The sequence below is a fragment of the Propionibacterium freudenreichii subsp. freudenreichii genome (assembly GCF_000940845.1).
GTDB lineage: Bacteria > Actinomycetota > Actinomycetes > Propionibacteriales > Propionibacteriaceae > Propionibacterium > Propionibacterium freudenreichii.
On the sequence record NZ_CP010341.1, the window covers coordinates 1,752,061 to 1,763,990 of the forward strand.

Annotated in this window: 11 protein-coding genes; 9 read left to right on the forward strand and 2 right to left on the reverse strand. The window is 64.7% G+C overall.

The features are described 5' to 3' along the window. Positions 1-127: 127 nt before the first annotated feature. From RM25_RS07625 to RM25_RS07655, 7 genes are all read left to right on the forward strand, one after another. Positions 128-1,096: a 2-hydroxyacid dehydrogenase gene (locus tag RM25_RS07625; protein WP_013161494.1), complete on the forward strand. Its 969-nt coding sequence runs from the start codon at positions 128-130 to the stop codon at positions 1,094-1,096. A 163-nt stretch (positions 1,097-1,259) separates the two neighbouring features. Continuing rightward, positions 1,260-2,684 carry a class II fumarate hydratase gene (gene fumC, locus RM25_RS07630; protein ID WP_013161495.1) on the forward strand — a complete coding sequence of 475 codons (1,425 nt, stop codon included), beginning with the start codon at positions 1,260-1,262 and terminating at the stop codon, positions 2,682-2,684. Positions 2,685-2,847: 163 nt separating this feature from the next. Beyond that, a complete protein-coding gene (locus RM25_RS07635) occupies positions 2,848-3,294 on the forward strand; it encodes a hypothetical protein (RefSeq protein ID WP_044636263.1) in 447 nt (148 codons plus the stop codon). 127 nt (positions 3,295-3,421) lie between these two features. Then, positions 3,422-4,891, forward strand: a complete 1,470-nt coding sequence (gene aspA, locus RM25_RS07640) for an aspartate ammonia-lyase (protein WP_080774511.1) — start codon at positions 3,422-3,424, stop codon at positions 4,889-4,891. 329 nt (positions 4,892-5,220) lie between these two features. Next, a complete protein-coding gene (aspA, locus tag RM25_RS07645) occupies positions 5,221-6,693 on the forward strand; it encodes an aspartate ammonia-lyase (protein ID WP_080774512.1) in 1,473 nt (490 codons plus the stop codon). Between the two features lie 4 nt (positions 6,694-6,697). Continuing rightward, a complete protein-coding gene (locus RM25_RS07650) occupies positions 6,698-7,993 on the forward strand; it encodes an anaerobic C4-dicarboxylate transporter (protein ID WP_044636797.1) in 1,296 nt (431 codons plus the stop codon). A gap of 12 nt (positions 7,994-8,005) precedes the next feature. Further along, positions 8,006-8,728, forward strand: coding sequence for an aspartate/glutamate racemase family protein (locus RM25_RS07655; RefSeq protein WP_044636264.1), 723 nt, complete (start codon positions 8,006-8,008; stop codon positions 8,726-8,728). 103 nt (positions 8,729-8,831) lie between these two features. Here the strand turns inward: RM25_RS07655 and RM25_RS07660 are convergent, their stop codons facing one another. Both RM25_RS07660 and RM25_RS07665 read right to left on the reverse strand, forming a co-directional pair. Continuing rightward, the gene (locus tag RM25_RS07660) at positions 8,832-10,169 is read right to left on the reverse strand and encodes an MFS transporter (RefSeq protein WP_013161500.1); all 1,338 of its coding nucleotides are present in this window, start codon (positions 10,167-10,169) and stop codon (positions 8,832-8,834) included. Further along, on the reverse strand, positions 10,166-10,711 hold the full coding sequence (locus tag RM25_RS07665; RefSeq protein ID WP_144406053.1) for a MarR family winged helix-turn-helix transcriptional regulator: 546 nt from the start codon (positions 10,709-10,711) through the stop codon (positions 10,166-10,168). Before RM25_RS07665 ends, RM25_RS07660 begins: the two co-directional genes overlap by 4 nt. A gap of 140 nt (positions 10,712-10,851) precedes the next feature. On the opposite strand from RM25_RS07665, the gene RM25_RS07670 reads away from it, so the two are divergent. Both RM25_RS07670 and RM25_RS07675 read left to right on the forward strand, forming a co-directional pair. Then, entirely contained in the window at positions 10,852-11,364 is a 513-nt protein-coding gene (locus tag RM25_RS07670) for a GNAT family N-acetyltransferase (protein ID WP_230843959.1), read from the forward strand. Between the two features lie 59 nt (positions 11,365-11,423). Continuing rightward, positions 11,424-11,930, forward strand: coding sequence for a phosphoribosyltransferase (locus tag RM25_RS07675; RefSeq protein ID WP_013161503.1), 507 nt, complete (start codon positions 11,424-11,426; stop codon positions 11,928-11,930).

Consider the following 11,930-nt stretch of genomic DNA (forward strand, 5'->3'; position numbering starts at 1 on the left):
CAGCGGTCAAGCCGGATCGTGCACGCCCGCCGCCTTCTGCTCCCGGTCTCCGTGCCAGCGGCGGCGTTCCGGACGCACCCCTTGCCGGGCCGGTATCGTCCGGTACATAAGGAAAGGGGTGTCAACCATGGCGAGAATCTGCATCACCGACGGAGTACCTGCCGAGGGCATCGAGGCCCTGCGCACCGCCGGCAACGAGGTCATCACGTGGGATGGCCAGGAACCACCCACGCGCGAACAGCTCCTGGCGCACGTGAAGGGCGCCGACGCCGTGCTGACCGTGCTGTCCGACGGCGTCGACGAGGAATTCATCGCGGCCGCGGGTCCCCAGCTCAAGGTGGTGGCGAACATCGCGGCCGGCTTCAACAACATCGACCTCGACGCCTGTCGCGCCCACGGCATCGTGGCGACCGTGACGCCGGGCACCCTGTTCGACGCCGTGGCCGACCTGGCGTTCGGACTGATGCTGTCGGTGACGCGACGCATGGGCGAGGGCGAGCGGTTGATCCGCGCCGGCAAGCCGTGGCGGTACCGCACCACGTTCATGCTCGGACGCTCCATCGAGACGAAGTCGATCGGCCTGATCGGTGCCGGCCAGATCGGCACCGCAATGGCCCAGCGCTGCAAGGCCTTCGGCATGGACGTCTTCTACGCCCAGGAACATCCGATGCGGGAGCCGGCACGCAGCGAGCTGGACGCCAAGGGCCTGTCGGTCGATGAGCTGGTGGCCCACTGCGATGTGATCAGCCTCCATTGCCCGCTGACCCCCGAGACCCACCACATCATCAACGCCGAACGCCTCGCGTCGATGAAGCAGGGCTCCTATCTGATCAACACGGCACGTGGCGCCTGCGTTGACGAGAAGGCACTGGTGGCCGCCCTGCAGAGCGGGCACCTGGGTGGCGCCGGCCTGGACGTCTACGAGCATGAGCCGGCCATCGAGCCCGAGCTGCTGACCATGGAGAACGTGGCGCTGCTGCCTCACCTGGGCTCGGCCAACATCGAGACGCGCACGGCGATGACCGCGCTCGCCGCGAAGAACGCCCTCGAGGTGCTCGCCGGACGCGCCGCACCGACGCCGGTTCCGGGCCTGTAGGGCACTGCCCCACGCCGGACGCGCGGGCACATGGGTCACGCAGGACCCCCTGCGTCGTGCCGTGGTGGGGCGCCTGATCGGCCGATCGGCGCCCCACCCATCGCGTCCGTCGCGGCATGCCCCCTCACCGCCGGGGACCGCCCCGGATCGCTAGGCTGAGGCCATGGCTGATAACACCAGCGCGAAGACGCGCACGGAATCCGACTCCATGGGCACCGTCGAGGTGCCGGCAAACCACCATTGGGGGGCGCAGACCGAGCGCAGTCTGCACAACTTCGACATCGGTCGTCCGACCTTCGTGTGGGGACGCCCGATGATCAAGGCCCTCGGCATCCTGAAGAAGGCTGCCGCCCAGGCCAATGGAGAGCTCGGGGAGCTCCCCAAGGACATCTCCGAGCTCATCGTCAAGGCCGCCGATGACGTGATCGCCGGCAAGCTCGACGACGACTTCCCCCTGGTGGTCTTCCAGACCGGCTCGGGCACGCAGTCGAACATGAACGCCAATGAGGTGATCTCCAACCGCGCGATCGAGATCGCCGGCGGCGAGATGGGCACCAAGACCCCGGTGCACCCCAATGACCACGTGAACCGTGGCCAGTCCAGCAACGACACCTTCCCCACGGCGATGCACATTGCCGTGGTCACCGAGCTGCAGGAGATGTACCCGCGCGTGATGAAGCTGCGCGACACCCTGGACGCCAAGGCCAAGGAATATGACGATGTCGTGATGGTGGGGCGCACCCACCTGCAGGACGCGACCCCGATCCGCCTCGGCCAGGTGATCAGCGGCTGGGTGGCCCAGATCGACTTCGCCCTCAAGTGCATCAAGTTCTCCGACGAGCAGGCACGCGAACTCGCCATCGGCGGCACCGCCGTCGGCACCGGCCTGAACGCGCATCCGAAGTTCGGCCCGCTCACCGCCGAGAAGATCAGCGACGAGACCGGCCTCAAGTTCGAGCAGGCCCCGAACCTGTTCGCCGCACTGAGCGCCCACGACGCGCTGGTGCAGGTCTCCGGTTCGCTGCGCGTGCTGGGCGACGCCCTGATGAAGATCGCCAACGACGTGCGTTGGTATGCCTCCGGCCCCCGCAATGGCATCGGCGAGCTGCTGATCCCCGAGAACGAGCCCGGCAGCTCGATCATGCCCGGCAAGGTCAACCCGACCCAGTGCGAGGCCATGACCATGGTGGCCACCAAGGTGTTCGGCAACGACGCCACGGTCGGCTTCGCCGGCAGCCAGGGCAACTTCCAGCTGAACGTCTTCAAGCCGGTCATGGCCTGGTGCGTGCTGGAGTCCATCCAGCTGCTGGGCGACACCTGCGTGAGCTTCAACGACCACTGTGCGGTGGGCATTGAGCCCAACCTCGAGAAGATCAAGCACAACCTCGACATCAACCTGATGCAGGTGACGGCGCTCAACCGCCACATCGGCTACGACAAGGCCTCGAAGATCGCCAAGAACGCCCACCACAAGGGCATTGGCCTTCGTGATTCGGCCCTCGAGCTCGGCTTCCTCACCCCCGAGGAGTTCGACAAGTGGGTAGTGCCGGCCGATATGACCCACCCGTCCGCCGCCGACGACGACTGAGCAGGCGCCGGCGGCGTGACCACGATGCGCCACCGGACCTGATTGCAGAGGGAGGGTCCCGGAACCATGGTTCCGGGACCCTCCCTCTGCCTATCATCGGACAAGCCGCCCCGCCGCTCCGCCACCCGGCGCCCACGACGGGGCCCGGAACCGGGGGAGCACGATGGTTGACCACGACGAGATCAGGCGCCAACAGGAATCGCTGTGGCAGACGCAGCTGAAGCATCCGGACATCGACATCATGGGCAAGATGGGCGGCTGGCTCGCCGGCCCGCCGTCGCCGGATCCGCCCGCCGGACCCGTGTGGCAATGGGGCCCCGAGGACATGCACAAGCGCTTCCTCATCATCTACCCCGATGGGACCGACTCCACCGGTTCCATCCATGAATACGTCTCACTGCTCGCGCGCCTGCCACCGTTCGGCCCCGACAGGCGGTTCAGCTATGACGAGAGCATCGAGCTGTGCCGGTTGATGCACACGATGGGGGCCTGGAGCTGGGACGAACCTCGACACTGCCTGGTGTGGAGCAGCAAGCGCACACATGAGCTCGAGGCCCGCGCCATCGACGCCTGGCTGCGGTGGTTGGATTCGCGCGGCGGGCACGACTGAGCCACACCCGGCGACGGGCCCGCGTGGCCGAACCGGCCCGCACGGGGGCCGGTTCGGACTGCCCGTCGCGCGGCGGCGGCGAGCAGAATGGCAGTGGGTGGACAACGACCAATCAGGAAGGCAAGGCATGAGCACACGTATCGAAGTGGACCTGCTGGGCAAGCGCGAAGTACCCGAGGACAAGTACTACGGGATCCACACCGTGCGGGCGCTGGAGAACTTCCAGCTCTCCGGGGACACCATGAATGACGTGCCGGAGTTCATCCGGGGCATGGTGCAGGTGAAGAAGGCCGCCGCGCTGGCCAACAAGGAGCTCCATGCGCTGCCGGGCGACGTGGCCGATGCGATCGTCGCGGCCTGCGATGCGATCCTCGACGAGGGACGCTGCATGGACCAGTTCCCCACCGATGCATTCCAGGGCGGTGCGGGCACCTCGATCAACATGAACACCAACGAGGTGATCGCCAACCTCGCGCTGGAACTGGTCGGCTACCCGAAGGGTCGCTACGACCTGATCAACCCGAATGACGATGTCAACAAGTCGCAGTCGACCAACGACGCGTACCCCACCGGATTCCGCCTGGCCGTGTTCACCCTGGTGCGCGGGCTGGTCGCCGAGGTTGACCGGCTCCAGGCCAGCTTCGCGGCCAAGGGCATCGAGTTCGCCGATGTGCTCAAGATGGGGCGCACCCAGCTGCAGGATGCCGTGCCGATGACGCTCGGCGAGGAGTTCAGGGGGTATGGGAACAACATCCGCGAGGAGGTCAAGCGCATCAGCACCGCGGCCGACCTGCTGCTGGCCATCAACCTCGGTGGCACGGCGATCGGTACCGGGCTGAACACTCCCCCGGGCTATGCCGCGCTGGTCACCCGCAAGCTCGCCGACATCACCGGCTACGAGGTGGAGATGTCCGGTGACCTGCGCGAGGCCAGTTACGACAACGGTGCCTATATCGCCGTGCACTCGGCCATGAAGCGCCTGGCGGCCAAGTTGTCGAAGATCTGCAACGACCTGCGGCTGCTGTCGTCGGGCCCCCGCGCCGGGATCAACGAGATCAACCTTCCGGCCATGCAGGCGGGCTCGTCGATCATGCCGGCCAAGGTGAATCCGGTGATCCCCGAGGTGGTCAACCAGGTGTGCTTCCGTGTCTTCGGCAACGACGTCACCGTCTGCTTCGCCGCCGAGGCCGGCCAGCTCGAACTCAATGTGATGGAACCCGGCATGACCCAGGCGATGTTCGAGACGGTCCACCTCCTGACGCGCGCCTGCGCCACCCTGCGGGAGCGCTGTGTCGACGGCATCACGGCCAATGTGGAGCGCTCCCGTGAGTTCGTCATGAACTCGATCGGTATCGTCACCTACCTCAACGACGTGATCGGCCACCACAACGGCGACCTGGTGGGCAAGGAGGCCGCCCGCACCGGCAAGTCAGTGCGCGAAGTGGTCATCGAGATGGGCCTGCTCACCGGCGAACAGGTGGACGCCATCCTGACGCCGGAGAACTTCCTCAAGCCGCGCTACACCGGCAAGGTCTACGGCCCGGACGACCACCGCCTGCCCAGTGATGCCCGACTGCGGGCGCTGGATGAGCGCTGACCCACCCAACACACGCACACGAGGACTCCCGGTAACTTGCATATTGGGAGCCCTCCTGCTACGTGATCCTCCACCAACGCCGCCGAAACGCACGCTGACAGGCGTTTCGCCTCTCACGAACCGAGGGTTACAGTTCACATTCCCCACCTGTGCACCACATGAAGAAGTTTCAACAAGAATCACTGTGAGCTACTTCATAATCAATCAGATACCCCCCCCTTGACCCCCTGAAACAGCAAATGTTACTGTGGCCAGGACAACACCGACTTGTCAATCGGCGGCCCCAGAACGGGACGCGCCCGTGGCAAGAAGCTCAAGGGAGAGTCATCATGTCCACACGCATTGAAGAAGATCTTCTCGGCAAGCGGGAAGTACCGAACGACAAGTATTACGGGATCCACACCGTGCGAGCACTGGAGAACTTCCAGATGTCCGGACGATCCATGAATGATGTGCCGGAGTTCATCCGGGGCATGGTGCAGGTGAAGAAGGCCGCCGCGCTGGCCAACAAGGAGCTGCGAGTGCTCCCGGCGGACATCGCCGATGCGATCGTCGCGGCCTGCGATGCGATCCTCGACGAGGGGCGCTGCATGGACCAGTTCCCCACCGATGCATTCCAGGGTGGTGCGGGCACCTCGATCAATATGAACACCAATGAGGTGATCGCCAACCTCGCCCTGGAGCTCATCGGATATCCCAAGGGTCGCTATGACCTGATCAATCCGAACGACCACGTCAACAAGTCGCAGTCGACCAACGACGCGTACCCCACCGGATTCCGCCTGGCCGTGTTTACCCTGGTGCGCGGGCTGGTCGCGGAGGTTGACCGGCTCCAGGCCAGCTTCGCGGCCAAGGGAGTTGAGTTCGCCGATGTGCTCAAGATGGGGCGCACGCAGCTGCAGGATGCCGTGCCGATGACGCTCGGCGAGGAGTTCAGGGGGTATGGGAACAACATCCGCGAGGAGGTCAAGCGCATCAACACCGCGGCCGACCTGCTGCTCGAGACGAACATGGGCGGCACCGCAATCGGCACCGGGCTGAACACCCCTCCGGGCTATGCACCGGTTGTGACGACGAAGCTCGCAGAGGTCACCGGATACCCGGTGGTCGCCGCTGCCGACCTCATGGAATCCAGCTATGACAACGGGGCTTACATCGCCGTGCACTCGGCCATGAAGCGCCTGGCCGCCAAGATGTCGAAGATCTGCAACGACCTGCGGCTGCTGTCGTCGGGCCCCCGCGCCGGGATCAACGAGATCAACCTGCCCGCCATGCAGGCCGGCTCGTCGATCATGCCGGCCAAGGTCAACCCGGTGATCCCCGAAGTGGTCAACCAGGTGTGCTTCCGCGTCTTCGGCAACGACGTCACCGTCTGCTTCGCCGCCGAGGCCGGCCAGCTCGAACTCAATGTGATGGAACCCGGCATGACCCAGGCGATGTTCGAGACGGTCCACCTCCTGACGCGCGCCTGCGCCACCCTGCGGGAGCGCTGTGTCGACGGCATCACGGCCAATGTGGAGCGCTGCCGTGAGTTCGTCATGAACTCGATCGGCATCGTCACCTACCTCAACGACGTGATCGGCCACCACAACGGCGACCTGGTGGGCAAGGAGGCCGCCCGCACCGGCAAGTCAGTACGCGAAGTGGTCATCGAGATGGGCCTGCTCACCGGCGAACAGGTGGACGCCATCCTCACCGACCAGAACTTCCTCAAGCCTCATTACACCGGCCGCTTCTACAGCGCCGATGAACATGGGCTTCCTGAGGATGTCGCACCGGAGCTCGTCGGCCCCGAAGGCTAGAACAATGCTCGCGCTACAGCTAGCGGTAGTTCTTGTCTTCATTTTCATCGGCGTGCGCCTGGGAGGTTTGGGGATCGCGTTCGCCGGTGCAACAGGTGTGATCGTTCTGGGTCTTCTCGGATGTGACGTCAATATCAGTACGGGCATCCCATGGGAAGTTCTTGGAATCATCATTTCGGTGATCTCCTGCGTGGCAGCCATGCAGGTCGCGGGCGGCCTCGATCTGCTCGTGAAGATCAGCGAGCACCTGCTCCGGAAGAATCCGAAACGGATCACATTCCTCGCGCCCATCGTCACCTACTTCATGACATTCCTATGTGGCACGGGTCACGTTGCGTTCGCCACGCTGCCAGTGATCGCGGAGGTCGCCAAGGAGCAACACGTGCGACCATCGCGGCCATTGTCCATCGCCGTGGTCGCGTCCCAGGTCGCCATCGCCGGATCGCCTCTTTCCGCGGCAACGGTTGCGATGGCCGCCGCCGTTGAGCCCCGGGGTGTCGGCTACGTCCCACTGATCGGGGTGACTTTGGTTACTACCTTCATCGGCTGCATGGTTGGCGCCCTGGTCGCAAGCCACCAAGGATGCGAGCTGGACGACGACCCGGTGTACAAGGAGCGCCTGGCGAGGGGCGAAATAACCATGCGGGGTCAGGGAGAATACGACATCCCCCGGTACGCCAAGCGATCTCTGATCATCTTCGGCACCACCCTCGTGATTGTGATGGTGTACGCGGTCGCGGTGGGTTCCATAAAGAACCCTCCGCTACCCCGAACAGCGGCGATCATCTGCCTCATGTTCGCGGCCGCATTGGCCATCAGGCTTTTCTGCAAGATCGAACTCGGAAAGGTTGCAGATCAGACCACATTCAAGGGTGGCATGAGCGCCGCAATTTGCATCCTGGGCGTTGCATGGCTGGGGAACACCTTCGTCAATTCAAACCTTGATGCGATCAAGAGCGTCGGCTCGGGAGTCATTGGCCATTTCCCTTGGCTGCTCGCGGTAGTCCTCTTCTTCGCCTCCGCCCTGCTCTATTCCCAGGGTGCTACGACAGCAACTTTCATGCCCGTTGCCGCCGCAATGGGTGTGTCGGGGGCAGTCATGGTGGCTTCTTTCCCAGCAGTGACCGGCCTGTATCTCCTGCCGACATATCCAACCACTGTCGCCGCCGTCGAAATGGACGACACAGGATCCACCAGAATTGGAAAATATGTGTTCAACCACCCATTTATCCTACCCGGGTGCGCGGCCGTAGTAGTTTCCACTCTCTTGGGTTTCGCCATTGCACCATTGATTTTCTGAATCGAGAGCATCATGAACTCCTATCGATACCAGAACACTCTGATCGGAGTACTTGGAGGAATGGGACCTGCCGCAACGGGAAAGTTCCTTCTTGAACTCACCACCGCATGTGGTGCGGCCCAGGACCAGGGTCACCCCCGAGCAATCGTCCTGTCTGATACCCACATCGCAGACCGGACGGCCGCAATCCTCAATCACGACGATCTTCCACTGCGCCAGACTCGTGAGGACATCTGGAAGCTCGTCGCCTGGGGTGCAACCCTGATCGCGGTCCCATGCAACACAGTGCACTATTTCATCAATCAATTCATCGACGAAGTACCAGTACCCTTCGTCAACATCGTTGACGCGACACTGGACGCCGCACAGAAGGCCAGTCCTGAGGGAGCCTGGCTAACCTGTACGCGCGGCACCGTGGAAACAGGGCTGTACCAGCGGGAGGCAGAAAAACGCCATTACACGATACTCACACCGGACGACGATGGCCTGGACCAGCTCATGACCATTGTTGGCGAAGTCAAGGCAGGAAGACTGTCCGACGCCGGGATTCATTACAGCGAGATTGCGGAGCAACTCATGTCCATGCATGAGCTGCCCCTCATGACCGCCTGCACCGAGCTCCCCTTGGCCTTTGAGGCCTCCGGGTTGTCTCCATCAATCCAGATTTCCTCCTTGACGGCTCTGGCTGAAGCCAGCATGTCGGAGATCAACAAGCTGGAGCCCGCCCTCAGCTGAACAACAACAAGAGGGGGTCAGGATTTAATCCTGACCCCCTCTTGTTGCGCCGCAGCATTGGCGACCAGGGCCGGGGAGAGCTCCCCCCGGCCGTCGACCGCGACTATTTCTCGGGTTCGGCGGCACTCTGCGCCGCTATTGCCTCATCGGTGGTCCACACATGCAGGCGCAGGGGGCGTCCCCGTTCGATGCGCACGCGAACTCCCTTGTGCACGAAGAAATACAGTCCGACGATCACACAGGCGGCGCCGGTGGCAATCGATCCGGCCAGCAACGACCATCGGGGCCCGGCCACGTCACCCACCCATCCGACGATGGGGGCGCCGAGCGGCGTGCCACCCATGTTGATTGCCGCATAGACCGCCATCACCCGTCCCCGCATCGAGGGGGCGGTGGATATCTGCACGGTGGAATTGGCGCTGGTCATCACGGTGAGCGCACACAGGCCGGTCGGGATCAGCAGGATCGCATAGAACCAATAGCTGGGCGCGAGCGCCAGGAAGGTGTTGGCCAGCGCGAAGCCACCCAGCCCCAGCAGCAGCACCGAGACCCGTGGGGCCCGGCGACGCGCCGCGATGATGGCCGCACCGAAGGTGCCGATGGCCATGATGGTGCCCAACGCACCGTATTCGGCAGCGCCCCGGCCGAACACCTTGGTGGCCATGGTGGCATTGGTGATCTGGAAGTTCATGCCGAAGGTGCCCAGCATGAACACCATGAACAACACGAGCATGATGTCGGGGCGATGCCTGATGTAGCTGAGCCCCTCCCGCACCGAGCCACGCCCCTTGCGCTGCGGCGCCGGGTGCAGTTGCGCGGGATTCATGGCCAACAGCGCCCCGATCATCGCCAGGAAGCTGAGCGCATTGATGAGCATGCCCGGCGCCACCCCCACCGCCGCGATGAGCAGGCCGGCAGCCCCCGGCCCGATCAGCCGCGCGGCGTTGAAGGACATCGAGTTGAGGCCCACCGCATTGGGAATCAACGAGTCGGCCACCATCTCAGAGACGAAGGCCTGACGCGCCGGCATGTCGAAGCTCGCGACAACGCCCTGGGCGAAGGCGAACACGTAGACATGCCACAGCTCCACGTTGTTGGTGACCACCAGCAGCCACAGGAGGGCACAGTTGAGCCCGAGCAGGGTCTGGGTGATCAGCAGGATCGTCCGCTTGGGATAGCGATCGGCCACGGCCCCCGAGAAGGGCGCCAGGAACGGAATCGCCAGGAACTGCAGGGCGCTGACGATGCCCAACGCCGACGACGAGCGGTCGGTCAGCTGGGTGAGCACCAGCCAGTCCTGACTCGTACGCTGCATCCAGGTGCCGATATTGCTGAGCAGGGCCCCGGTGAAGTAGAAGCGGTAGTTGCGCTGCGCCAGCGACACGAAGGTGCGTCCGACGCTGTGCCAGAACGCAGCCGAACGGCTCTGGGTGGGATTCACCGTGCCACCACCCCCTCGGTCAGTTCGGTGAGCAGCCGGGCGGCGTCGCGCAGCAGGGCCCGCTGATCGGCGTCGAGTCCGTCCAGCCGGCGCAGCATCCAGGTGTCACGTGCGGCCAGGGTGCGTTGCAGCTGGCCGCGTCCCCGCTCGGTGAGGCCGATCAGCACCTGGCGATGATCGTCGGGATCCGGCGTGCGGGCCACCAGCCCCTCCGCGACCAGGGCGTTGATCACCCGGGTGATGGCCGGTGTGCTCACCCCGGCGTGCGCGGCGAGTGCCGTGGGCGTCTGGGGGTCTGTCCGGTGCAGCTGCATGAGCACGCTCATCAGCGGGCCGGGCAGCTCGTCGCTGGCGTGACGAATACCGCGAGCAATGCGTTGGCAGGCAATCCGAACATCGGTGGCGAGGTTTGCCAGCTCCTCGTCGGCACCCGCCGGTGCCGGATGCGCGGTCCCGCCGTCGTGGGGCCCGGCCACGCCCGAGTGCGATGTTCCGCATCGACGCGCGTGGGTGTCGGGCTTCTCGTTGTCCTGTCTGCTCACGAGGCACCAGACTAACCCGTTAACCAAGTTAATTAGCTTTGGTAACCAAACCCGCGGGGCGGTTTCGCTCAGGGCCGCGATCAGCAACCACCAGGGGGACGATCAACCGCGCCCGACCTGGCCGGACCTACGCTGCTTGGGTGCCCATCTCCTTCATCGTGCGCGACGCCGTGAACGACGACGCAGCCGCACTCACCGCCATCCACAATGCGCAGGGGGTGGCCACCACGGCCAGCTATGCGCTGACGCCGGGCACCGTCCCCGACCGGCGGGCCTGGCTGGCCCGGCAACATGCCGCACGCCATCCGGTGCTGGTGGCCGCCGACGGCCAGGGACGGATCGTCGGCTTCGCCGACTACGACCGCTTCCGATCCCTGCCCGGCTATGACCTGACCGTGGAACACAGCGTCTACACGGCGCCCGGGCACGAGCGACTGGGGATCGGCGCAGCACTCATGGACCAGCTCATCGACCGGGCCCGCAGCGCCGGGATGCACGCCATGGTGGGCGTGATCGACGCCGACAATGCGGCGAGCATCGACTTCCACCGGCGACTGGGCTTCCGACTGTGTGGCACCCTGCCGCAGGTGGGCCGCAAGTTCGACCGCTGGCTGGACGCCTGCCTGCTCGTCAAGCTGCTGGACGAGCGCTGAGCACCGCTGCCGCACGGACCCGGGAAGCGCCGCGACGCCGGCCTCGATAGGATTCCGACATGACGGCTTATCACGCGGATGCGGTCGACCAACACGACAAGGAAATCCTCACCTGGGATGGGCTGGGTGAGGCATCACGCGAACTGGCCCAGACAATCGTTGATTCGGACTTCGATCCCGAGATCATCATCGCGGTGGCCCGCGGGGGCATGATCCCGGCCGGCGCGCTCACCTACGCACTGGGAACCAAGCTCACCGATGCGATCAACGTCGAGTTCTACACCGGCGTGGCCCAGACGCTGCCCGATCCGGTGCTCCTGGCGCCGATGCTCGACACCGAGTCGATCACGGGCAAGCGCCTGCTGGTGGTTGACGATGTGGTCGACTCCGGACGCACGATGCAGCTGGTGATCAAGCTGCTGCGCGGCTTCGGTGCCGACGTGCGCAGCGCCGTGCTCTACGCCAAGCCCACCACGGTGGTGCTCCCCGATTTCGTCTGGCACCACACGGCACAGTGGATCGTCTTCCCCTGGTCGGCACAGCCGCCGGTGGAAGCCAGCAAATAG